At 42.9% G+C, this 23335-nt stretch carries 20 protein-coding genes and 1 pseudogene; 7 read left to right on the top strand and 14 right to left on the bottom strand.

Annotation, left to right across the window (positions count from 1 at the left end; translation table 11 throughout):
- Positions 1–7: 7 nt before the first annotated feature.
- From PSE7429_RS06185 to argF, 4 genes are all read left to right on the top strand, one after another.
- Positions 8–562, top strand: a complete 555-nt coding sequence (locus PSE7429_RS06185; protein ID WP_009626243.1) for a DUF3727 domain-containing protein — start codon at positions 8–10, stop codon at positions 560–562.
- Positions 525–1616: an endolytic transglycosylase MltG gene (gene mltG / locus PSE7429_RS06180; RefSeq protein ID WP_173400651.1), complete on the top strand. Its 1092-nt coding sequence runs from the start codon at positions 525–527 to the stop codon at positions 1614–1616. Before PSE7429_RS06185 ends, mltG begins: the two co-directional genes overlap by 38 nt.
- Positions 1617–1864: 248 nt before the next feature.
- The gene (locus tag PSE7429_RS06175; protein ID WP_331459078.1) at positions 1865–2413 is read left to right on the top strand and encodes a YqeG family HAD IIIA-type phosphatase; all 549 of its coding nucleotides are present in this window, start codon (positions 1865–1867) and stop codon (positions 2411–2413) included.
- A gap of 215 nt (positions 2414–2628) precedes the next feature.
- Positions 2629–3540, top strand: a complete 912-nt coding sequence (argF, locus tag PSE7429_RS06170) for an ornithine carbamoyltransferase (RefSeq protein WP_009626240.1) — start codon at positions 2629–2631, stop codon at positions 3538–3540.
- Positions 3541–3960: 420 nt separating this feature from the next.
- Here argF and PSE7429_RS06165 read toward each other — a convergent pair whose 3' ends face one another.
- A complete protein-coding gene (locus PSE7429_RS06165; RefSeq protein ID WP_009626239.1) occupies positions 3961–5193 on the bottom strand; it encodes an HD domain-containing protein in 1233 nt (410 codons plus the stop codon).
- Positions 5194–5584: 391 nt separating this feature from the next.
- Between PSE7429_RS06165 and cpdA the strand changes: the two genes are divergently transcribed.
- The gene (gene cpdA, locus PSE7429_RS06160) at positions 5585–6409 is read left to right on the top strand and encodes a 3',5'-cyclic-AMP phosphodiesterase (protein ID WP_009626237.1); all 825 of its coding nucleotides are present in this window, start codon (positions 5585–5587) and stop codon (positions 6407–6409) included.
- Positions 6410–6587: 178 nt separating this feature from the next.
- The gene (gene proB / locus PSE7429_RS06155) at positions 6588–7757 is read left to right on the top strand and encodes a glutamate 5-kinase (protein ID WP_009626235.1); all 1170 of its coding nucleotides are present in this window, start codon (positions 6588–6590) and stop codon (positions 7755–7757) included.
- Positions 7758–7939: 182 nt separating this feature from the next.
- Here the strand turns inward: proB and PSE7429_RS06150 are convergent, their stop codons facing one another.
- From PSE7429_RS06150 to PSE7429_RS27890, 9 genes and pseudogenes are all read right to left on the bottom strand, one after another.
- Positions 7940–9580, bottom strand: coding sequence for an Hsp70 family protein (locus tag PSE7429_RS06150; protein WP_009626234.1), 1641 nt, complete (start codon positions 9578–9580; stop codon positions 7940–7942).
- Between the two features lie 16 nt (positions 9581–9596).
- Positions 9597–10451, bottom strand: a complete 855-nt coding sequence (gene nadC, locus PSE7429_RS06145) for a carboxylating nicotinate-nucleotide diphosphorylase (protein WP_009626233.1) — start codon at positions 10449–10451, stop codon at positions 9597–9599.
- Between the two features lie 45 nt (positions 10452–10496).
- Positions 10497–11366 carry a DNA-formamidopyrimidine glycosylase gene (locus tag PSE7429_RS06140; protein ID WP_009626232.1) on the bottom strand — a complete coding sequence of 290 codons (870 nt, stop codon included), beginning with the start codon at positions 11364–11366 and terminating at the stop codon, positions 10497–10499.
- Between the two features lie 54 nt (positions 11367–11420).
- Positions 11421–11612 carry a photosystem I reaction center subunit IV gene (locus PSE7429_RS06135; protein WP_009626231.1) on the bottom strand — a complete coding sequence of 64 codons (192 nt, stop codon included), beginning with the start codon at positions 11610–11612 and terminating at the stop codon, positions 11421–11423.
- Between the two features lie 150 nt (positions 11613–11762).
- Complete coding sequence (locus PSE7429_RS06130; protein ID WP_009626230.1) at positions 11763–12287, bottom strand: L,D-transpeptidase; 525 nt, start codon at positions 12285–12287, stop codon at positions 11763–11765.
- 267 nt (positions 12288–12554) lie between these two features.
- The gene (locus PSE7429_RS06125) at positions 12555–12842 is read right to left on the bottom strand and encodes a small RNA NsiR4-regulated ssr1528 family protein (RefSeq protein WP_009626229.1); all 288 of its coding nucleotides are present in this window, start codon (positions 12840–12842) and stop codon (positions 12555–12557) included.
- Positions 12843–12901: 59 nt separating this feature from the next.
- Entirely contained in the window at positions 12902–13597 is a 696-nt protein-coding gene (locus PSE7429_RS06120; RefSeq protein ID WP_009626228.1) for a class I SAM-dependent methyltransferase, read from the bottom strand.
- Positions 13590–13763: a type II toxin-antitoxin system HicB family antitoxin gene (locus PSE7429_RS25415; RefSeq protein WP_009626227.1), complete on the bottom strand. Its 174-nt coding sequence runs from the start codon at positions 13761–13763 to the stop codon at positions 13590–13592. Before PSE7429_RS25415 ends, PSE7429_RS06120 begins: the two co-directional genes overlap by 8 nt.
- 9 nt (positions 13764–13772) lie before the next feature.
- Positions 13773–14138: pseudogene (locus PSE7429_RS27890) on the bottom strand (Uma2 family endonuclease).
- A gap of 176 nt (positions 14139–14314) precedes the next feature.
- On the opposite strand from PSE7429_RS27890, the gene hflX reads away from it, so the two are divergent.
- The gene (hflX, locus tag PSE7429_RS06110; protein WP_071590116.1) at positions 14315–15988 is read left to right on the top strand and encodes a GTPase HflX; all 1674 of its coding nucleotides are present in this window, start codon (positions 14315–14317) and stop codon (positions 15986–15988) included.
- Between the two features lie 312 nt (positions 15989–16300).
- Here hflX and PSE7429_RS06105 read toward each other — a convergent pair whose 3' ends face one another.
- The 4 genes from PSE7429_RS06105 to PSE7429_RS06090 all read right to left on the bottom strand — a co-directional run bounded on the left by PSE7429_RS06105 (position 16301) and on the right by PSE7429_RS06090 (position 22299).
- On the bottom strand, positions 16301–18313 hold the full coding sequence (locus PSE7429_RS06105) for a sensor histidine kinase (RefSeq protein ID WP_009626224.1): 2013 nt from the start codon (positions 18311–18313) through the stop codon (positions 16301–16303).
- Between the two features lie 212 nt (positions 18314–18525).
- A complete protein-coding gene (locus tag PSE7429_RS06100) occupies positions 18526–19410 on the bottom strand; it encodes a substrate-binding domain-containing protein (RefSeq protein WP_009626223.1) in 885 nt (294 codons plus the stop codon).
- A 566-nt stretch (positions 19411–19976) separates the two neighbouring features.
- Positions 19977–21146, bottom strand: coding sequence for a sensor histidine kinase (locus PSE7429_RS06095; protein WP_009626221.1), 1170 nt, complete (start codon positions 21144–21146; stop codon positions 19977–19979).
- 16 nt (positions 21147–21162) lie between these two features.
- Positions 21163–22299, bottom strand: a complete 1137-nt coding sequence (locus PSE7429_RS06090; RefSeq protein WP_009626220.1) for an FIST signal transduction protein — start codon at positions 22297–22299, stop codon at positions 21163–21165.
- Between the last annotated feature and the right edge of the window lie 1036 nt (positions 22300–23335).

Genomic DNA, 23335 nt, shown 5'->3' with positions numbered 1-23335 from the left:
GCAATCTATGGAAGGATCGACGATCGTACTTACGGATGACGCAGGTAAGAGCTTGCCTTGCACTGTCGAAACCGCGTTTAAAGTGGACAGCACCGAATATTTGTTGCTGCAACCAGTGGATTTTTCCGTGCAAATCTTTGCATGGCAAGAAACTGATGACGAAGAAGAAACTGAATTGGTCGATGTCACTGAAGAGGAAATCGATCTGATTTTTCCAGTCGCTCAGGCAGTTCTTGCAGAACAAAATCTTTCTCTCAAAAGGTCGGCTCATACATTGACCGTTGAGGGCGAATTACCTGAAGCAACTGAAGAAGATATCATTGAGATTGATACTGAAGAAGATGGTAATTGTGGTGAGTTTCAAGAGCTAGCCCATTTCTACTATGAAGAGCAGGCTTTTTCAGTATTTACATCCCTCGACCCTCTGATGTTTATTGCGAAAGTTGGTGATGATGGTCAACCAGAAATCCTTTCTCCAGAAGAGATGGCAGCACTTGAGCCTTATGTGGAGCAATATCTAGACCATGTCCTCAGCACAGAAGATGCCGAAGAAGAGTTCTAATTGGCTGTTTTATGGCATTGCTATCCCCGCAACCATCTTATTTACTGGTTTAGTTAGTAGTTCTTGGTGGATTTGGGCAAGTGCCGCGCCTAGTAGTTTTGGCATAAAAGTTCGATTAACCATATCTGAGGGGATGCCAACTCAAGCGATCGCCCAAGAACTAGAATCAGCGGGTATAATCCGCTCTAGCTTAGCTTTGCGTCTGTGGCTACAGTGGCAATCGTTGCGGGGTAACGATTCAGTCGCATTGAAATCGGGAACCTACGACCTAACAACCAATCAATCTTTGCAAGAGGTGGTGGCTCAAATTCAGACCACGAAATCGGCAGAAGTCCGATTTACGGTTCCTGAAGGTTGGACGATCGCCCAGATGGCAGATTTATTTGAGAAGCAAGGATTTTTCAGTGCGAAAGATTTTGTTGCCGCCGCTCAAAGGACGAGTCCCAAGCGTCGCAGTTGGCTGCCCGAAGATATCCCCAGTTTGGAAGGTTTTCTATTTCCCGATACCTACCAAATCTTGCCATCTGAGGCAACTCCCGATCGCATCATTAATTTGATGCTCGATCGGTTTGAGCAGGTAGCTTTGCCAGTTTATCAAGAAAGCCAGTCTGGTAAGCCCAAGGTCAAAGTCAGTCTTAAGGATTGGGTAACGCTCGCTAGTATTGTCGAAAAAGAAGCAGTTATTGACACCGAGCGGCGGCTAATCTCTGGCGTTTTTTGGAATCGACTCAAACAAAATAAACGACTGGAGTCCGATCCGACCGTTGAGTATGGGTTAAACATTCGTCAGACACCAGAAAATCCTTTGACCTTGGAGCAGGTGCGAACGGCTTCTCCTTACAATACTTATCTAAATGAAGGGCTTCCCCCTGGGGCGATCGCTTCCGTAGGTTTAGCTAGTCTCAAGGCGACCCTCGATCCTGCGACAACTGACTATCTATTTTTTGTTGCCAAATATGACGGTAGCCATGTGTTTAGTCGGACTTTAGAGGATCACGAAAAAGCCTTGCAGGCGATCGACAAAAAAATTCAACAGAAAGCACCAAAACAATAGCTATACCCAAAAATATGAGTGGTGGCGCTTCGCGCCGCCACTCATATTTTTGGGTTTTATGTCCTAAGCAAAAGAACCCTAAGAAATATCTTGAAAGTGCTGCAAAGCAACACTTTCAAGATATTTCTTAGTTTGGATTTGGGCGCAAAGCCCTGTAGGACTGTTATAGACTAGAGAAACACGCTGATCGCATTGCGAAAGATCGGTTCAAAGCACTGTAAAATATCATTGATTATTTAATTAACATTATCAAAATATTTGTGAAACCTTGGCAACTTATTGCTCCTGACTTAGTTTTGTCAGCCCCAATTTATAAGATCACACCGCAACTAATGGAAAAGCATGGATTGCGGGGCTTAATTTTGGATGTGGACAATACCTTAATAGGCGATGACGAAGCTGATGTGTCGGAGGAGATTCGGTTGTGGGTAGAGCAAATGCGTCAAAATTATCCAATCTGGCTAGCCAGCAACAACTTTAGCGATCGCCGCATTCAGAAGGTTGCCGAGAGTCTAAGCCTTCCCTACCGCAGTCGGGCTGGCAAACCTTCACGGCGAGTGGTTCGTCAAGTTCTCGAAGCGATGGGGTTTCCTCCTTCTCAAGTTGCGATGGTAGGCGATCGCTTATTTACCGATACGATTGTGGGTAATCGGCTCGGACTATTTACAATTTTGGTACAGCCTCCCTGCGACGAACTGGTATTTAAACCTTCGATCGCCAGCATATTCAAAGCGCGATCGAGTTTTCTTCGCAATTGGGAGATTTGGATCGCCCGTAAATCTGGCGTAAAAATCTAGCTATTACTCCTTACATTAAGCTTCCCGATAAGAGAAGGTTGGCGTAAATTAAACCCCAAGAATTGACTAGCGGCACGAAGTGCCGCTAGTCAATTCTTGGGGTTTATGTCCTCAGTACAGACGACAGCTATATATTTAGAAGTGAGGTTTATGATAAACGTAAAGGGCTGTAAGTTGATGATAGAGTCATTACAAGTCTTTTCTAACTAACAACAATGGGAAACCTTCAGGGACGAGATCTTCTTAGTTTGGCAGATTTGCAACCAAGTGAAATTCAGGAATTACTGACACTTGCAAAACAGCTTAAATCAGGGGAAATCCAGTATGACTTTCAGCGTAAAACCCTTGGATTGCTCTTTCGTAAAGCATCAACAAGGACAAGAGTTAGCTTTACCGTCGCTATGCATCAACTGGGGGGGCATGTAATCGACCTCGATCCTAATGTAACTCAAGTAAGTCGGGGCGAACCCATAGAAGATACAGCCAGAGTTCTCGATCGCTATTTGGATGTTTTAGCAATTCGCACCTTCGAGCAAGCGGAGCTAGAGACCTTTGCTAAATTCTCCAAGATCCCAATTATCAATGCTCTGAGCGATTTAGAGCATCCTTGTCAAGTTTTGGCAGACCTATTGACCGTACTGGAAAATTTTGGTTCGTTAAAAGGACTCACTCTCACCTATCTTGGCGATGGCAATAATATGGCGCATTCCCTGATGATTGGCTGCGCTCTCGTGGGCATGAATGTTCGCATTGCCTCACCGAAAAATTTTACTCCTAATCCCGAAATTGTCTCTCAAGCGAAGGCTTTAGCAACTAATTCTGAAGTTATTGTGACCAGTGATCCTAAACTTGCGGCTCAAGCAGCCCATGTCCTTTATACAGACGTTTGGGCGAGCATGGGACAGGAGTCGGAAGCGGAAGATCGCGTTCCTATTTTTCAGCCCTATCAGTTAAATGCCGAACTTATGGCTTTAGCCGATAAATCCGCGATCGCTTTACATTGCCTACCTGCTCATCGTGGTGAAGAAATTACGGATGAAGTCATGGAAGGAGCGCAGTCCCGTATTTGGGATGAAGCGGAAAATCGCCTTCACGCCCAAAAAGCTCTATTGGCAAGCGTTCTCTAATTACAGAACTATGTTCCATTCTCAACTTTTGTAATCAATTTGTAATCAATTTGTAATCAACTTGTAAGTAGTTCAGCATAATTAAAAACTAAACCCAGAAGCAAGTACCGCCCGCTACGCGGGCGGTACTTGCTTCTGGGTTTAGTTTACTTATACCTAATACCAATTCACTGAAGTGAGCCAACACTTCAGTGAATTAAAAACCAAACCCAGTAAGTTTTTGAGATTCCCAAAATGGCGTTGCCATTTTGGGAATTGGTATAACGTCAGTTCGGGTTAAGCTAGCAAATTTTAAAAGCCCAAAAGTAAAAGCCTTGCTAAGCAAGGCTTTTACTTTTGGGCTTTTGAGAAAGGGTTTGCTACGCAAACCCTTTCTCAAAGACCGTTTCAAATTATCCCGAATTCACGTTCATCCATAATTTATGGATGAACCAGCCATGCTCTTTGAATTGGCTGCACGATCGCCTGTACTAATGGGGACAGGCGCGCAATATCCTGTAAGCCATACTCAGTCTGGACATGGATACCTTGCTTGTAAATGCTATAGCCCTTAGTCCGTGCAACCCGAATCCCACAGTAGTATTTCGATTCCATTCCTTGGGCGTTTAATTTCTCTCGCCAACTATCGAGACGTTCTTGCTGCTGAATATCGTCTAAATGCGAAATATCCGTAGCACGGAATAGGGCTCGATCTAAAAAACGACGGCTGAGATCGGCAAGAATACGATCGCTGCTATCGCGCCATCGATGGAGGTGATAGTTAAAAACCGTATCATCAGAAGCAAAATACTGCTCGCAGGTGAGCATTTGCGGGTCTTGGGTCAGCCAAGCCATCATCGTGCGATCGCTAAATAAAAGTTCGTCTTGGGCATGGCGCTCCGCTGCAATCAAAAACTTGGCGCGACGAAAGATTTTTTCCAGCAAAAATCTTGCCGCAATATTTTTATGATGGTTATAAACCTGTAGATACATAAAATAGCGTACTGTCAAATAATGTTCGATCGCCACTATCCCTTTGCGACCGATCACTAAATTTTGGGAAATCGGATCGAACCGCAGCGCCAATAAAATCCGATCCAGATCCAATTGCCCATATTTTGCCCCCGTAAAATAGCTATCCCTTTCCAAATAATCAAGGCGATCGCAATCGATCTGACTGGAAATTAATTGATAGATCAGTGGGACTGGATATTGTTTTGTAAAAATACTTTCCAATTCAGTTATTAAATTCGTTGAAAAGTGATTGAGAACCTCAGCAATTTTGCCGAACTTTAATAGTCTTAAAGTCCATATTTCGTGATTACTACCAAAAACTTCTTCCGATGCATGGCTATAGGGACCATGACCGAGATCGTGGAGCAGGGCTGCCACCAACACCACCGTTCGATGGGTTGTAAGGTAAGGATATTTAGTCGCGATCGCATCAAAAGCTCGACGAGTCAGCGCCATCACCCCCAGAGAATGGGTAAAACGCGACCCCTCAGCCCCATGAAAAGTAAAGTAAGCGATATCGAGTTGGCGGATGCGCCGCAAACGCTGAAACTCAGGTGTATCAATTAATTGAATCAGTAAAGCTTCCGTGCGATCGTTGCTGTCAAGAGTAATTGCCCCATGAATCGGATCGTTATAAGTGCGAGACTTGCCAAGGATCATAGGATTTCAACTTTTAAAAATTCTAGAGTCTGCATCGTTCAGTAACAGCTCCATAATTTAGATTTTGTATAGAGGGCTGTGACACAAATCACAATGTAATGACTATAAATACCATAAGTTAATAAGCAAGCCTATGCTTTTATATGAGTTTTGACCGCATTTTCTAAAAATAGGCAAGCAAATAACAAAGTATAGTTATAGCAACACAAAATAATTTGCCAGGAAAAACAATGCGAATTGTTATTTCTGATCAGCAAAACGGGAATTATATGATTGCTCAATGGGCCGAGCAATTGCTGATTTTTAAGGTAAATTTAATTCATCTTGGAAATTGGAATATAGAGAAATAAATAGTTGCTACTTACAGCTTATTTGTACAGGCATAGGTAGTATGAAAGGCAAAATCAGTTACGGTAGTTTTGTTTCGATTGCACAGTTAACCGATATTCATTTATTTGGAGATATCGAGAGTTCTTTGTTAGGTATTCAAACTGAAGCTTCTTTTCAGGAGGTTTTGACTGCCATTAAAAGAAACCTACCGCAAATTGACTTATTGCTTTTGACTGGAGACTTAACTCAGGATGGCAGTGCCGCATCCTATGATCGCTTACGTCGATCGCTCGATCGGTTTGGTATTCATTCCTATTGCTTGCCAGGCAATCACGATGATGAAATACTCATGAAAAGGCAGTTGACTAGCGATTATGTCCATCTGAGCCGATCGCTCGATGTTGGCAAGTGGCGGATTTTATTGCTTAGCTCCGTGGTCGTTGGGGCGGTACATGGCTATCTGGCAGATTCAGAGCTAGAATGGCTGGAAGATAACCTCAAAGCCTATCCCGAACGTCCAACGTTAATCGCTTTTCATCATCCTGCGGTAACCCTTGGCTCACGATGGATCGATGGTATCTGCTTAGAAAATCAAGATCGATTTTGGGAAATCTGCGATCGTTATCCTCAAATAGAAGTTGTTATCAATGGACATGCTCATCAGGAGTTTGATGAAATTTACGAAACTCCCCACAATTCAGTCAGATGTTTGGTAACGCCTTCGACCTGTATCCAGTTTGAGCCCAAAAATCACAAGTTTCAAATCGATAGTCAACCTCCCGGTTTTCGCCATTTACGGCTATATCCCAACGGAGCAATGGAAACGGAAGTTTATCGCCTTAAAGTTGGCAGTTTCCACCCCGATCTTGCCGCGATCGGTTATTAAGTACATATAGCAACGTAAGGAAAAATCAAAACCCCAAGAATTGAGTGGCGGCGCTTCGCGCCGCCACTCAATTCTTGGGGTTTTTGTCCTAAGTCAAGTGACTTATGAGTGGTGATATGAGTGATATGATAAAGGATTGGTTTACAGAACCAGTCTTCTCTATAGCGATTCAAAGTAAATGCAACCGCCGCTTCAGTCACAAATCCAGTCACAAATCCAACCACAGATCGTCGTGATCAAAATTGGTACATCTAGTCTCAGTCATCCAGAATCGGGGGATTTACAGCTCGCAACGATCGCGAAATTAGTGGAAGCGATCGTCCATCTGCGACGGGAAGGACATAGCGTGATTTTAGTATCTTCAGGAGCGGTGGGGATTGGCTGCGGCAGACTAGGGCTTAAGCAACGTCCCCGCAAAATATCGAAAAAGCAAGCGGTGGCGGCGGTAGGACAGGGACGCTTAATGAGGATTTATGATGACTTTTTCGGTTCGTTGCAGCAACCCGTCGCGCAGGTGCTATTAACAAGGGGAAATTTGATCCAGCGTCAGCATTATATGAATGTCCATGCTACTTTCCATGAGTTGCTAGCAATGGGTGTAGTACCGATCGTCAATGAGAATGATACGGTTGCGGTTGATGAATTAAAGTTTGGCGATAACGATACGCTCTCAGCGCTGGTGGCGAGTTTGGTTGAAGCTGATTGGCTATTTCTCCTCACCGATGTCGATCGCCTTTATTCCGATGACCCCCGCCAAAATCCTGATGCTCAGCCCATTGAGTTTGTCGAGCATTCCGAACTGCAAGACCTCAGACAAGCGATCGGCGAGAAGCAGGCTTTAGGGGCTCAAGGAGGAGGGACCCAATGGGGAACGGGTGGCATGACGACTAAACTGGATGCGGCAAGAATTGCCTCGGCAGCAGGAGTACGTACGGTCATTACCAGAGGAGCTTTTCCCGATCGCTTGTCGGCAATTTTGCATGGAGAGAACTTTGGTACGCAATTTGCAGCTCAACCCAAGACAGTCAATGCCCGTAAGCGTTGGATTGCCTATGGGATGGTTCCTTTAGGCAAGTTATTTCTAGATGATGGAGCGGTCAAGGCGGTGATCCTCAAAGGGCGATCGCTTCTGCCTGCGGGCATTATTCAAGTGGAAGGCAAGTTTGAAGCAAACGATTCGGTAAGTCTATGCGATCGCGAAGGCAAGGAAATCGCTAGAGGTATTTCTAATTATAGTAGTCATGATATTCTTCGCATTCTCGGTTCCCAATCGGAAGATATTCCCAAGTTACTAGGATTTGATGGGGAAGAGACCGTAATCCATCGCGATAATTTAGTTGGTTTATAAGGTAGTGCTAAACAGGTAAGGATGGGCGGCGCTTTGCGCCGCCCATCCTTACCTGTTTAAATCCTTTCCTTTTTAGGACTACCAAATAAAGTTATAGGCTCAAAACTTTTCTATCTGATGGGAAAGCGATAGAGAGCGGTAATTAGCGTATCGCAATCTTAGATTTAGATGCAAAAAGATCTCTACATGAGCTGCACCACAGACACATCATCTAATAAATTTTTCTTGGTCAATAGGTCTTGAACCGTAATCCGTAATGTCCGCTTTTCGTCAACTTGAAAGAAAACCTTAATGCGATCGCTCCCCATTTGTCCTAGAGGATCGAGCTTCGCGATCGCTTTGCTATTTTCATTGAGAATCTGCGCAGCAACTTGTTTTCCATCTAAAACACGGGTAACAAGGCGACGATCTTCAAAATAGACTTCCACATTAGTTTCGCCCAGTTCGCCAATGACTAGCTCAATGCTGGGCTGATCGGGGCTTGATGCCCCAAGGGTAAGCTCCACTGGCTTTTCTAAGGGATAGGTTGCACCAGACTTAACGATGGTGTGCCAATTATGTTTTTTATACCTTTTATCCCAATAGCGAACGCCATAGCTGTGATAAAGGAAGTCTTTTAGCTCCCAACCTTGTGAAATGGCCCCGTGAGCGATCGCTTCAAAGGGTTTATCCGCTTTAACTTTCTCGATGGGAAAGTAGCGTAACGCCCATTCCTTCACCGCAGGAATTTGCGACGTTCCCCCGACCAATAGCACGGCATCGATTTGCTCGAGGTCGATATTTTGACGCTGAGCCTGTTGGCGAATCCGATCTAAAGCCCGATCAAGATTGGCAAAAAACTGCTGCTGCTCCAGAATTTGAGCTAACTGCGATCGCGTTAGGGTTAACTCGTAGGATTCAAAGGTTTGGTCGTTAAAATAAACCTCAGTTGTCGATGTGGTGGAAGAAAGAGCGATCTTGATGCGTTCGGCAAGGCGGGTAACAAGGGAATTTTTAGGCAGCCCCAACATAGTATGGAAGTGGTCAACGATCCAATTGTCAATATCTATGCCACCAAGATTTTGTCCAGTTTTTGCAAGCACCTTCGCAATTTGGGAATTTCGCGAAGAACTCGATGCCACAGAACTTTTTGCAGTACTGGCAACCGTGCGATCGCCCCATTTCAAGAGAAATCCTAAGGGTGACCTTGATGGCTTTGCCTCAGAGGTATCTTGAAATGGATCCTGAGATTGATCCTTAGCTAAAGCCAACTTGACCAAGGATAAATCTAAAGTCCCACCCCCAAAATCCACCACTAACAGGGTTTCATCGCCCTTACTAAGCCCATAACCTAGCGCCGCTGCCGTCGGTTCGTCTAAGATTCGCACCTGATGCACGGACAGGCGATCGCACAAACCACTCAACCAATTGCGGTAGGATTCAAAACTATCCACTGGAACCGTAAAAATCAGCGAATCCACGTTGGGCAATTGGTCGATAATCCGCTTTAAAAACCATTCCCCAACCAATTCAAATTCGACTTCGCGCCCATCAATTTCTGGCACAAACATTGATACTTGAGAACCGATCGCCCGTTTAAAGGATTTAAAAAATCTTTGTTCGCCTTTACCTGTTTTATTGTCTAAACCGCGATCGCCTACTTCCTGTCCGATGAGTACCTGCTCACTCGCCGCATCAACCACGTAGACAAAGCTGGGAATCAAGGGTGGATTATCGGAAACAAGACTGCTATAGGCAGGCAGCTTGACCGTTTCGATCACTCCATTCTCATTAACCCGCGCCACAACCGTATTGCTCGTGCCAAAATCGATCGCATATTCCATAAAGTTGCCGCCTTCCCTATGCTCTAATCCGCATACTGATATCCAGCCAATGCGATCGAGTCACCATTGCCGAAGTAGAAATATAATCAACTCCTAATTCTGCAATCTGAGCAATGCTATTGAGGGTGATATTTCCCGAAGCTTCAATTTTAGTATAGGGACTATAATCGCGAACGATCGCGATCGCCTCGCGCATCATATCCAAAGGCATATTGTCCAGCATGATGACATCGAGATTGAGGGTTACCGCTTCTTTAACTTGAGCGATCGATTCAGTTTCTACCTCAATGGATGTGGTAAAGGGAATATGTTCACGTACGCGTTTTACGGCTTCGGTGATGCCCCCTGCGGCTGCAATATGATTGTCCTTAAGCATGACCGCATCATCCAATCCATAGCGATGGTTGATCGCTCCCCCGACCGATGTAGCATATTTTTCCAACAGACGCATTCCAGGAATAGTTTTGCGCGTATCGACAAGATGAGCGGTAGTTCCCGCGATCGCTTTTACGTAGTCCGCCGTCGCACTAGCAATACCCGATAGCCGCATCACCAGATTTAGCGCTACCCGCTCGCCCATCAGCAGAGTGGCGAGACTGCCATTAATTTCCGCCAGCAGATCCCCTGATTTCACCGCTGCACCATCCCGCGCGATCGTCACAAATTGGACAGTAGCATCTAGTAAGTGAAATACCCTAGCTGCGATCGTCAAGCCCGCAACTACACCATCCGCCTTAGCAATCCATACTGCCTTCCCGATGGGGGCATTGCCATCGGGAAACAATCCACCTGTGGAGCGATCGCCTCGCCCGATATCTTCGCGTAGCCATTCAGCAAGGAGCGGATCTAAAACAACAAAAGGGGGAAGCATGATTTAACCATTTCTAAATGATTGATTGTAAGCGATTTTAAGTAGCTACTCCCTTTGGCATTGAGCGCAAAAATGTGTCGATCGCCCGCCGAGTTTGATTCGTGAAATCGCATTGCCGCATATCTTACAGGGCTGCCCAGTCCGCCGAAATACCCAAGCCATATCAATGTAGTTTCCCTTTAGTCCAGCCACATTCTGAAAAGAACTAAAAGTTGTACCACCATTGGCGATACCATCACTAAGAGAATGGATAATCCCTTGATGTAGAGCTTTGACCTGTTCCGAATTAAGAGAATTGGCTGCTTTTTGAGGATGGATTTTGCCCAGAAATAAGGATTCATCCGCGTAAATATTGCCAATTCCCGCCACAGTTTCTTGATCGAGCAATACCGTTTTAATCGGACGACCAGTGCGGCTGAGTTTAGATTCTAAATGCTGTGGCGTAAAATCGCTACCCAAAGGCTCTAAGCCTAATTTGTGTAAGCCTGTAATTACGGATTCAGGCGATCGCTCCGATGGGACTAACCACATTTTGCCAAAAGTTCTTTGATCATCAAACCGCAACTCTTTGGGGATGCTCCCTTTTCCCTGTTTCCCTTTTCCCTTTTCTTTAACAAAAAGTCTGACCCTTGTATGTTTACCTGCGGGTTCGTGGCGATCGCACCAGAGCAAACTTCCCGTCATTCTTAGATGCACGCCTAATTGATTGCCCTGAGATAACTTAGCGATTAAATACTTTCCCCGTCTTTGCCATTCGATAAACTCGGCTCCCACTAGGGTATTTAAAAAGTCTGCGGGTAGTTCGGGATAGGCGATCGCTCGCGGTAGTAATACTTCGCCCCCTTCAATTTGCCAACCTAGAGTATTTGCATTTAAACCGATACGAACTGTCTCAACTTCTGGTAATTCGGGCATATTAAAAAAGGTAAAATCTCTGCTACGCAGAGATTTTACCTTTTTTAGAAGAGTCTAAGCGACTTCTTCAACTTCATCGATCGCAAAGTTGTTAGTTGCGATGTTGGAGTAGTTTACGCTGTCAAAACGAACGATCACTGGATAAATGATGCCGCTCTTATCAACAGAAGCTACAGTACCGACTTCACGATACCAGTAGGACTCTTTACGCAAAATGCGAACCTTAGAACCACGTGCAACTGCCATAGTTTTATCCTTATTCCTAAAGACTGTAATGTGAAAAATAAAATGATTACAGATACCGTCTCTAGGTTACTGTGAGGCGATCGCCTCTGTCTATTTCTAGCTCGTTAAGTTTTATTTAGCAGAGGATGGGTAATTGTATTTGGCTCGCTCCTAGCGCACCACTATGGGTGTACCTATAGGAGCCCATCGATATAACCAAGCTGCATGATCGGGAGCCACATTAGTACAGCCGTGACTGATGGGAATACCAAAACTACGATGCCAATAAGCCCCATGAATTGCATAATTGCCACTGTAGTACATCACATTAGGCACATCGGGTACATTATAGTCCTCACCCTGCATCCTTGCCGTCGGATACTTAGCCTGCACTGCAAAAATGCCCGTGGGCGTAGGTGTTTCGCTCTTGCCTGTGGACACAATTACAGCATAGACCTGCTTATTGCCTTGCCATGCCAAAAGAGTCTGACTGCGCAGACGGATTTCAATCCAACGCTGCCCCGATCGCTTTAAACGCTCAATATCTTGATTGCGGACAGTTCTCGACGAGGTTTGCGCGATCGCCGCATCTAAATCATTGAAGTTAATAAAATTTTTAATTAGGTTAGATTCGCCCCACCCCGCCAGAAATAGGGTGATAACGAAGATACTAAATGATTGCCAATACTTAACCATAGCGATTGCAAGTTTGCTTATCAGCAATTATGCCCAATTTTTGGAAAAAACAAACCCAAAAGATTTAGATTTCAGAAAATATAGCAATTCCAAATATAGCTGCCACCTCTCATATAAAGGATGGGCGGCGCTTCGCGCCGCCCATCCTTATATCTATAAATCCTTTTCATTCATCTTTGGGTTTTGAATTGAAATGAAGCTATAAGTACCTCAACATAATTCAAATCCAGATCGACAACCTGCGGCTTACGCCACAGGTTTTAGGGTCTATTTATTGTAATAGTAGGCAATATCTTTGTCCTTAAGTGGGGCAAAGCCAGCATCCAATAATTTTTGGTTAAGTTCGTCTTGAGGGATATGTTTTGCCCCGATACGGACGATGCGCGATCGCATAGTATTAGTTACGCCACTGCGCTGACGACCCGCTTCAAGCGCCATAACGCTGCTGTAGAGATCGAGTTTTTTGGGATCGATCGGTGTGCCATCAAAATCAATGCCCTGCGCGATCGCTACATCAATCGCATCAGCACCTGTTGTTGAAGAATTATCAGCCATAAAAATAAGTAAAACAGGAATATTTGTTAAAAGTAATGCTTTGCATCACCTTCACCAAACTACCACTGAACGCGGTACATACAGGACAGCAAACCATCTTTTTTCGCCGTAATTTTGCCACCCATCGACTGCACCAGCTCAGTAATTTCACTAAGCGCCGTTAGAAATACCTCAGAGCCTAAATAGGTTTCTAAAATTGCCCAGTTTTCTGCAAATTCTAAATCAGGGGCGATCGCATCAAAAATTAATACCCCATTGGGTTTTAATACCCGCTTTGCTTCGCGCAAAACCAATTTCCAATAGTCCAATGGGTAATAGCAACTAAACCCAGTGGCAATCACGCGGTCAAAAAATCCATTCTCATAATTGAGCTTATGCGCCGCCCCAAGCTGGACACCTTTAAACAACTTGGAATTAAGCTGTGAACCTCTTGAGTTAAGTGCTTCTTTAGCTACAAAACTTATTTCCTGTCCATAAAAAAATACTTCCCAGTCGCGCCAAGGATAAATCAAAAAACTGACCCCACAGCCAATGTCTAAGCAACGCTGATTTTTTTGAAATTGGGCTAATTCCCAAAAAGGTGAAGCAATTTTACTCGACAAAGCATGACTGACCCATTCTCGAAACAGTGGCATCGATTCCACCTCTGCGGGCAAGTCAAAAGCCTCATTGCGATATTCGCGATCGTAGCGCTTTTGCACCATAGCGATCGCCTCTGTCCATTCATCCGCCTGAGAAGTAAAAGCTTTATTCATGTAGATAATCTGGTAATGGCTCTAGCATTAACTCAATAGCATCTTTAAGATTAGATATTGCTTCTTCACGACTATCACCATAAGAAGATACAAAATTTAACTCTGGGCAAGTTGCCGAATAAGATTGCACTTCCTCATCCCATTCTAAAATCGCACGAACTATCATAAATTTATTTCAAAACTCAATATTTTCGTATAGATCTGCCAAGCTAACTTCAACATCAATCGATGACAGCTTAAACCGATCATCTAAACCGATCATCTAAATTGTCATACTCGCTAAACAACCATTGATGTTCTGATTGCTTAATGTAACGCTCTACGTGAGGTTTTACCTGATCGATTAACAAATATTCCTGAAAGCTAGAAATTGTGCGGTAATCGCTAAATTTTTCGCCACGGTCATAATTCTTTGTCGAATAGGTGTACCACCAGTCATCGGAATAATTTCTCCGTGGCGATATTCGTTACGAGTTGTCGAGGTAGTCTCGAACTCTAGGTATTCTTCAGGTGTGTAAGTCTTAACAGGAGCAGCAATCATCAGGTTATTTCCCACCATGCAGGTTGATTAGATTCGCTTATTAAGCAGTTAAGCATAATTAAAAAACAAAATCAGAGAGCGTACCGCCCGCTACGCGGGCGGTACGCTCTTCTAGATTTTAAGTTTACTTATGCTTAGCTACTTAATTGTAGTGATCATTATACTGAGTAACGCATATCGAAACTATTTACGGAAAAACCCAAGGGCTAAAGGCGCATCAATTAAAGCAGCTAGATCGGCTGTATCGATCACGCTTACCGCAAGATAGCCTGACTACTCCCGAACTATCTCAGCGCCTTGCGGCAGTCAGTGCTGAGTTAAAGGAATCTATCTGTATTTATATCAATAGGCGCGGACAGGTGATCCGTGTCGCGATCGGCACGCCAAATCAGACCAAAATTCCACCTCTAGAACTGCCTCGCTATGGTAGCGATCGCTTGAGTGGATTGCGCTGTATTTGTGCCACTCCCGATGTGGAACCCCCAAATCTCAACGACTTAACGGCGATGTTGATGCAGCGTCTCGATGCGTTGGTGATTCTGCCAGTCAATCTCAAGGGTTATGCCGAACGGGGATATTTAGCGCATTTATTGCCAGCTACCGAAGCGGAGTTACCCGAACAGCAGAATGCTTGGCGCGTATCCAAGCCCATGACCCTTGAGGCGATCGCCAAGCAGGATTTCTTAGAGTTAGTCGAAGGACTAGAAGAGGAATTTAGTCGCAATTTTGCGGGTCGTGCCACCGATGACGATCGCGATCGCGTCATGCTAGTGGGCTTGATGGCTCAAAAAGAAAAATCTGACTCGATGCCCTTTGCAATGATCGAACTCGGTCAACTGGTGGAAAGTGCGGGGGGTACTGTCCTCGATGCACTTTGGCAGAAGCGCGAACGTCCTCATCCTCAGACGGTTCTCGGTGAAGGTAAAGTCTTAGAACTCGCGATCGCCGCTCAAACAAAGGGCGCAAATCTCGTGGTCTTTGATCGCGAACTAACGGCTTCGCAAACTCGCAACCTCGAAAGGGTAATCGGTTTGCGCGTAAGCGATCGCACCGAAGTTATTCTTGATATTTTTGCCCAACGCGCCCAGTCATCGGAAGGAAAATTGCAAGTCGAGTTAGCGCAGCTCGAATATCGCTTGCCACGCCTCGCAGGTCACGGACAGGCTCTATCAAGGCTTGGGGGTGGGATTGGCACACGCGGTCCTGGAGAAACTAAGTTAGAAACCGATCGCCGCACGATCCAAAAGCGGATTACGTTTCTGCAACAGCAAGTAAATCATTTGCAAGCACAGCGATCGCGCATTCGCCAAAAGCGGGTCGATCGCGAAGTACCGACGGTCGCGATCGTGGGTTACACCAATGCAGGCAAATCAACCCTGTTGAATGCCATGACCAGAGCCGATGTATATGCCGCTGACAAGCTTTTTGCCACCCTCGATCCGACGACACGCCGTCTCAATCTGCTCGGTGAAGACGAACAGATGCACACGGTGCTACTTACCGACACCGTAGGATTCATCCACGAACTGCCCAAATCCTTGGTTGATGCTTTTCGGGCTACCCTTGAAGAAGTATCGGAAGCCGATGTATTGGTACACCTTGTTGATGCATCCCATTCTGCTTGGGAAGCTCAACTCAAAGCAGTGGATAAAATCCTCAAAGATATGCCGATCGCCGTTGGACCGATTCTATTAGTCTTCAATAAAATCGATGCAGTTGATGACCCCAACGCTATTTTAGAGAAATATCCTGAGGCGATCGCAATCTCAGCCCTCAAACGTGAAGGCTTCGAGCAAATGAGTAAGTCTTTGTTCAAAATGATTGAATATGCGATCGGCACATTAGCTTAAGCGAAGGGGCTACCCATACATCACCTCCTCTTCAAAAACAGAGAGCGTACCGCCCGCTAAGCGGGCGGTACGCTCTCTGTTTTTGGTTGTTAATTATGCTGAACTACTTACCAATTCACGAAAGTGTGACAACACTTTCGTGAATTACAGCACTTTGCGCTCAAATCCAAACCAAGAAACTTTTTGAAAGTGTTGCAAAGCAACACTTTCAAAAAGTCTCTTGTGGTTCTTTTGATTGAAAATTGCTGTAAACACCAAACCCAGTAAGGTTTTAAGGTTCCCAAAATGGCGTTGCCATTTTGGGAATTGGTATTACTGAGATTTATCCAAGTCAGTGGGAATCTGGATATAAAATTCTGTTCCTTTGCCTATGGTGGAATGGCAAGTTAGCTTGCCATTATGCTTTTCAGTAATTATTTGATAACTGATTGCCATTCCCATTCCCGTTCCTTTGCCTACTGGTTTAGTCGTAAAAAATGGATCAAAGATTTGCCGTTGGATCTCTTCGGGAATACCATTGCCATTATCAGCGATCGCAATCTCCACAAAGCAATCATCTATAAGTCTAGTCCGAATCGTAATACAGGGCTGTCGATCCCAATCATCATTTTTAAAATGGTAATTTATTTCCTCTAAAGCATCGATCGCATTAGCAAGGATATTCATAAATACTTGATTCAATTGCCCAGCAAAACAATTAACTTCGGCAATATTTCCATACATTTTGACAACTTTTATTTCAGGACGTTTATTTTGAGACTTGAGACGATGCTGCAAAATCATCAATGTATTATCAATCCCTAGATGTAGATCGACAGGTTTAAACTCTGCTTCATCCAGCCTTGAGAAACTGCGCAACGACAGCACAATTGATCGGATACGATCAGACCCCACTTGCATTGACTGAAGGATCTTGGCAAGATCCTCAATAAGGAATTCCAGATCGATATCCTCTATCTGAGCCTGTAGTGATTGCGGAGGATTTGGATAATGCTGTTGATAAGCATTCAACAAATGTATGAGGTCTTGAGTATGTTGGTTAGCATAAGTTAAGTTGCCATGGATAAAGTTGACTGGATTATTGATCTCATGGGCGACCCCAGCCACCAACTGCCCCAATGACGACATCTTTTCGCCTTGAATCAATTGTAATTGAGTCTCCTTAAGCTGCTGTAGGGTTGCTTGGAGATCGGTATTTTTCTGCTGAAATTCTTCCGTGCGTTTCAGCACTTGTTGTTCAAGCGTTTGATTATAGATTTCTAACTGCTGCTTACTCTCTTGCTGCTCAATGAGAAGTTGTCTCACCTGTGCAATTAACTGATTTAAGGAAATCGCAACCACACCCACCTCATCATGAGTGAGTACTGGCACTTGCAAGGTAAAGTTAGCATCTCGCGTTACCTTTTTGGCAACTTGAGAAACTGCTTTCAATGGGCGCGCTATTGCATTGGCGATCAAACCACCAATGATTGCTACCATAATCGCTTCCAACAAAAATATCATCCCAAAACGAAGCCATAGCAAATCCTTTGCTGCATCTAGTTGAGTAACTGGGTATAGGGCAATCACAGAAAGAGATTGACTTACTCCATTAAAAGATCCACTTTTCGCTAAATATCGTTGGCGATCAATAGTCAGTTGCTGAGTAGACAAATCGGTGATTGTCAATGACTTTGACTCAGAAACTGAAGGTAGAGTCGAGGCTATTACTTTCCCATTTTTATGCACAATTAAATGCTTAGAAGAACCTGAAGCAAACTTCTTTAACAGTTGATTATCTAGTGATTGCGCAATAATCATGCCGCCCAGTAGCCCCTCTGAGGACTTGATTGGATGGATGAATGCTTGCAGGATTTGTTGTCCTCCCTCGACATCAAGTAAATCGGCAAAACCTGCTCCACGGCTAACACTATTAACAATGGATGTATCTAAGATTTTGACTTCACCAAATTCAGATGAACGCGCCTCCATGAGAATATTACCCCTAAGATCAACCACTTTAATCAAGTCTAAATTCAGTATCGTTCTAATTGGCAGGAGGATTTTCAGGAGAGCAGCGCGATCTCGGCGCTCAACTGCTAAGCGGACAGATTCGCGATCAGCAATCAGTTTGAGTTGACTTTCCAAATTTATTTGTTCGTACTGAAAATCTCGCTCGATCCGTTCAGAAAATCGGTTGACTTCTTCACTTAAGTTCTGCTCAAGGTTGTTAGCAAACCAATTTCCCACCGCAAACAAGCCAACCATCAATACAGTGAGACAGACAATTAGAAAGGGAAAAACAATCTTTTGACTGAGATTTAGTTTTGACCAGAATTTTTGCATAGGAGCTATGGTTCTACCTTGATGACAGAATAGACTTTGCCTTTACCAACTGCTATAACACTGTTCAGCCATCAATCTCTGAACGCAATGAGAATTTATACCAATTCACGAAAGTGTGATAACACTTTTGTGAATTAAAAGCCAGACCCAGTAAGGTTTTTTAAAACTAAAAATGGCTATGCAAAATGGCTATGCCATTTTTAGTTTTAGTATTACTTATTGGCAACTGTCTTGGGAACAACAAATCCCATCCCTTGAAGGAGTTGGGATGCTTCTGGACTAAAAATAAAGTCAATAAACTTCTGGGTCGTAGGTTTAGGCGTTTTATGCCAAACAATCCCCAAATGTCGTACCATCGGGTATTGACCCTTGTCAAAGCTATTGGTAGTAGGAGTAGCATCATTTAAGCTCAAGCGATTTACGGGCAATTTTTCATTTAGGGAAGTCGCTAGAGAAAAAGCTCCGATTGAATAGGGAGTACTTTTGAGGGTATCAATTAATTCTCCTTCCTTACTCAAAACCACTGCTTTATCTGTAGTTTTATCCTTTCCTAGGTAGTATTTGCGAAGCAATTTTTTTGCTGATTCATCTTCAGGTCTATCCAATAATACGATCGCTGCATCATCCCCTCCCAATTCTTTCCAGTTGGTAATTTCTCCCTTATAGATCGCTTTGAGTTGAGCGGTACTCAGATTGGTAACCCCCTTAACACTTTTGTGCGTAGCCACTGTCAAGAGATCTTGGACAACTTCACGATATTGAATTTTACCATTATCCTCCTCAGGTGTAAGCTTATGGCTACTGCCCACAACATCCACGATATCGTTTTTTAAAGCCGCAATTGCGCCTTCAGATTGGGAATTAGTAGAAATCAATTCGACTTTGGCATCTGGATATTTGGCTTTATAAGCTTTTGCCAAAAGAGTTAAAATTTTGACAGTTGAACTAGAAGCAGCAAACTTTACAACCGTTTGTTTTTGAGAGTTAGTTGGGCTGTCCATAGAAACCGAACTAGTAGGATTGGAGTTAGAGACAGAACAACTGTAAGTGCTGAGAACGGTCATAAGAATGACTATTGGCAACGTAATTTCTCTCATGAATTAATTCCGAATTTAACAAATATTGTAGTTTCCCATAAAATGCGTCTAGCCATACTTTAGTTTGTACTTACTGGCATCAAGTAGATTTTTTTACTTTAATTAACTTTAATTAACAAATCAAACTGATTTATATAAGACAAAAAAACTAGTTTTCATTAGAAAATCAAAAATTACGCAAAAACACCCTAGAAAATTCATTTTATTGACTCATTTTATTACAGCAATAAGTGATGAATTAACTCCCGTCATTTCTACTTAACATTTTAAGAGGATATTGAGGAATGAAACCTTTAATTAATCAAAAGAAAAGTAAAGAAAGCAAAAAGTTAAAAGAACTTGTTTGGGTCTAAGAAGAAGCTATAGCTATAGCAATATCAGGTTTACTTAGGCTCTTACGGATAAAAAATGTCCCACCAAATTTATCTAGCTTCGACTTCACTCAGCTAATTTTTACTTTGGTATTAAGTAGCTAGAAATCAACAAACTTAAAATCTAGAAGAGCATACCGCCCGTGCAGCGGGCGGTATGCTCTCTGGTTTTGGTTTTTAATTATGCCGAACTACTTACTGGAATTTTTCCAAGTCTATAGGAATGTGAATATAAAATTCTGTTCCTTTACCTATGGTGGAATGACAAGTTAACCTGCCATTATGCTTTTCTGTAATTATTTGATAACTAATTGCCATTCCCATCCCCGTTCCTTTACCTACTGGTTTAGTAGTAAAAAATGGATCGAAAATTTGTTTCTGGATCTCTTCGGGAATACCGTTACTATTATCAGCGATCGCAATCTCCACAAAGCAATCATCTATCACTCTAGTCTGAATTTTGATATAGGGCGATCGCCCCCAATTATCTCCCTTGGTATCTCTTTTGAGATCGCTTTTGGGATCATTTTTAGGATGATAGTTTACTTCTTCTAAGGCATCGATTGCATTTGCCAAAATATTGACAAACACTTGATTCATCTGTCCAGCATAACAATTAATCAAAGGGAGATCGCCATATTGTTTAATAATTTGAATGTGATTAGACCTCGACTTAGACCTCAGTCGATGTTCAAGAATCATTAAAGTATTGTCAATGCCTTTGTGAATATCGACCTGCTTAAATTCAGCCTCATCCATATGTGAGAAGTTTTTCAGCGACTGAACAATCCCTTGAATCCGACTCGTTCCCACCACCATCGAATTAATAATTTGCGGCAAATCCTGCTTGATAAACTCTAACTCAATTTCTTCAGCAAGGTTTTCCATCTCAGGGATTCCTTGAAGATAGTTTTGTTGGGTTAGTTTCGTAAAGTTTAAAATTTTCGCAATATAGTCTTTTAAATAACTAAGATTGCCATGAATAAAGTTGACAGGATTATTAATCTCATGGGCGACACCTGCGATTAACCTACCTAAGGAGGACATTTTTTCAGATTGAACTATATGAACCTGGGCTTTTTTTAGATTAATCAAAGTTTCTTCTAATTCAATATTAGCTTTAGTCAGTTCGGCAGTGCGCTCAGCAACCTGTCCTTCAACGGTTTTGAGTAAATCCTGTAACTGCTTGTTCGCTTGTAAAAGTTCCTCCGAACTTAGTTCTAAAGAGCGCTCGACAATCCGATGATCATCATCGTATTGACAATACGCAGTATCGATATCATTTAAAAATCCCTCCCATTCTGAGGGCAACGAATCGATACTGCCAAAATGTTTTTTGATCTGACGCTGAAGTAAGCGGTGCATTGGATTTAATAAAAAGCTACTGCTCAGAAAAAGTGGTAATGGTCATTGTTTGATTGTGGAGTTCGCAGCGTTCTCCCATAGAAGTGGGAGCCATCTCTCCATAGGAATAAAAACCCGTCAGAACTGTTGATTGCCCCATGACTTCTCTTACGCCATCGACTTCTTCTTCGATGCGTTGCTTTAGTACTAATTTGCGCCCAACACAGCTAATTAAAATGGCTAGGTCAGGTGAGCCTTGGGTCATATGGCTGATGCTAGTTTGAGCTGCCCCAATCGCCCCATCGACAAGACGCTCGAAGTTAGTTTGCATTAATTGTACGACGCTTCCCTCTGGAACATCTCCTGCAAAAGTCAGGCTTTGTTCTGCTTCATCAATGGATAAAATCGTGCGCACTACCGAGCGATCGCCTTCCGCATTGTAAAGACTCAGAGGGAATAATAATCCCGATGCTGGCAGTCCAACGGCATGATCACCCAGATACTTTTTATATAGTTCTAGGGCAGATAAGCCATCCAGCTCATAGAGAATATTACCTTGAGATTTGGTGACTACACGTTTAGGACCAAAGGTTGCCCATCCCCCCAAAGAGCCATAACCAATTTTAATGCGATCGCCATAGATCCCGATCGCGGCAACTAGTTCTTTCTCTAACAATTCATTCCAGAAAATGAGCGTTTCGGCAAATCTCGATCCATCCCCTGCCAAACCTCCCGTAACCGTGACCTGCTCTGGTAATTGCGATCGCAAGCCTGAGATGAGATCGCTACCATTAACGATTAACCCATCCGATAGAACAAAGAGATGCACTAAATCCTCTGTTGGAAAGCTCTGAGCCAGTTTTGCACCTATTGCAAAACTATCGGAAGTCTTGGTAATGGGTAAATAATTTCCTTTGATCTGAGTATGCTCAAACTCTATCGCGGTAACTACAATCGCATCATCGGTAACTTGAGTATCACAAATCTCACCCGCCGTAGAACAGCCAATAATCGTAGCATTTGGGTAAATCTGTCTAAAATATTGAGGATAATTCTCAGTCTTAAGAATATCTGTTCCACCAAACACTAGTACTAAATGAGCTGATTGGTTACTATTAGGAGAATTCGGTTCCCATCCTTGATTTACCGTCCATCTACATTGTTCGATTTTCATAGTTATTTCTAAGGACTATAGAAAGAGGTCAATAGTTTGTATTTGGAATTTGCTAGAGAATGATTTTCTTTAATGATCTACTAAACTACTCAATTAATCGTCATCTCTAATAATCTCACTAATTATTATGCCCACTATCTCAAATAATTATCCTGCTAATTAAACATTATATTAAATATTATATTTACTGCAAACCTAAATGCTTTGTATAAGTTCAACCTAAAGGAGTACGACTCCACAAGCCCAAAAATCTATAAATAATTTAGGGTTACTATATTGTTATTTATAATTCATATAAAATTCTAATCCTTCTAGGAAATTCACTTTATTAAAGCAAGACAAGCCACCTATAAATTGCTTGTCTCATGGGATATTCAGCATCAACAATTACTTTAATAATACTGGCTAGTCCTAAAAAGGAAAGGATTTAAACAGGTGAGGATGGGCGGCACTTCGCGCCGCCCATCCTCACCTGTTTAGCACTACCTAATACTGTAATAACAAGTAATACCAATTCACGAAAGTGTGATAACACTTTTATGAATTAAAAACTAAACCTCGTAAGAGGGTTTAAGTTAAGAAATGGCATAGCCATTTCTTAACTTGGTATAATGGGTAGGATATAATTAAAAACCAGAGGCAAAACTGTGGTGTAAGCACAGTGATCACCATAGTTTTTAGATATTATTTTTAGATATTATTTTTAGATATTATTTTTAATTATGCCTAGATATTTAGGTAGTGAGTAATAAGTAATAAGTAAATTAGCAAAAAATATATAAGCTATTACTAAAGTATTACTGCTTGATCAGTCAATAGACATAATGCCTATAAGTAAGTGGGCTTAATTAAATATAAAACCCTAAAACCTGCGGTGCACGCGCAGTGTACACCGCAGGTTTTAGATCGAGATTTTAATGTAAGAATTCAGGTAAGAATAGGAATGAGAGAAATAGAAGAAGGATCAATTAAAGCTTGACGGAAAAAATCAATGACAGATTTACCTTGAGCTTTACAGGTTTGAATAACCGTCAAC

This window comes from Pseudanabaena biceps PCC 7429 (genome assembly GCF_000332215.1).
In the GTDB taxonomy this organism is placed as follows: Bacteria; Cyanobacteriota; Cyanobacteriia; order Pseudanabaenales; family Pseudanabaenaceae; genus Pseudanabaena; species Pseudanabaena biceps.
The sequence above is the reverse complement of the archived record's forward strand: the minus strand, read 5'-3'. Positions and strand labels throughout refer to the sequence as shown.

What these genes read in the sequence shown, in the direction of transcription:
- PSE7429_RS06095 (WP_009626221.1), bottom strand. Translation starts at nt 21,146, where the DNA reads ATGCACCGCTTACTTCAGCGTCAGATCAAAAAACATTTTGGCAGTATC.
- mltG (WP_173400651.1), top strand. Translation starts at nt 525, where the DNA reads ATGTCCTCAGCACAGAAGATGCCGAAGAAGAGTTCTAATTGGCTGTTT.
- PSE7429_RS06125 (WP_009626229.1), bottom strand. Translation starts at nt 12,842, where the DNA reads ATGGCTGATAATTCTTCAACAACAGGTGCTGATGCGATTGATGTAGCG.
- PSE7429_RS06150 (WP_009626234.1), bottom strand. Translation starts at nt 9,580, where the DNA reads ATGGAATATGCGATCGATTTTGGCACGAGCAATACGGTTGTGGCGCGG.
- PSE7429_RS06185 (WP_009626243.1), top strand. Translation starts at nt 8, where the DNA reads ATGGAAGGATCGACGATCGTACTTACGGATGACGCAGGTAAGAGCTTG.
- cpdA (WP_009626237.1), top strand. Translation starts at nt 5,585, where the DNA reads ATGAAAGGCAAAATCAGTTACGGTAGTTTTGTTTCGATTGCACAGTTA.
- PSE7429_RS06120 (WP_009626228.1), bottom strand. Translation starts at nt 13,597, where the DNA reads ATGAATAAAGCTTTTACTTCTCAGGCGGATGAATGGACAGAGGCGATC.
- PSE7429_RS25415 (WP_009626227.1), bottom strand. Translation starts at nt 13,763, where the DNA reads ATGATAGTTCGTGCGATTTTAGAATGGGATGAGGAAGTGCAATCTTAT.
- PSE7429_RS06130 (WP_009626230.1), bottom strand. Translation starts at nt 12,287, where the DNA reads ATGGTTAAGTATTGGCAATCATTTAGTATCTTCGTTATCACCCTATTT.
- PSE7429_RS06140 (WP_009626232.1), bottom strand. Translation starts at nt 11,366, where the DNA reads ATGCCCGAATTACCAGAAGTTGAGACAGTTCGTATCGGTTTAAATGCA.
- PSE7429_RS06135 (WP_009626231.1), bottom strand. Translation starts at nt 11,612, where the DNA reads ATGGCAGTTGCACGTGGTTCTAAGGTTCGCATTTTGCGTAAAGAGTCC.
- proB (WP_009626235.1), top strand. Translation starts at nt 6,588, where the DNA reads ATGCAACCGCCGCTTCAGTCACAAATCCAGTCACAAATCCAACCACAG.
- PSE7429_RS06165 (WP_009626239.1), bottom strand. Translation starts at nt 5,193, where the DNA reads ATGATCCTTGGCAAGTCTCGCACTTATAACGATCCGATTCATGGGGCA.
- PSE7429_RS06090 (WP_009626220.1), bottom strand. Translation starts at nt 22,299, where the DNA reads ATGAAAATCGAACAATGTAGATGGACGGTAAATCAAGGATGGGAACCG.
- nadC (WP_009626233.1), bottom strand. Translation starts at nt 10,451, where the DNA reads ATGCTTCCCCCTTTTGTTGTTTTAGATCCGCTCCTTGCTGAATGGCTA.
- argF (WP_009626240.1), top strand. Translation starts at nt 2,629, where the DNA reads ATGGGAAACCTTCAGGGACGAGATCTTCTTAGTTTGGCAGATTTGCAA.
- PSE7429_RS06105 (WP_009626224.1), bottom strand. Translation starts at nt 18,313, where the DNA reads ATGCAAAAATTCTGGTCAAAACTAAATCTCAGTCAAAAGATTGTTTTT.
- PSE7429_RS06100 (WP_009626223.1), bottom strand. Translation starts at nt 19,410, where the DNA reads ATGAGAGAAATTACGTTGCCAATAGTCATTCTTATGACCGTTCTCAGC.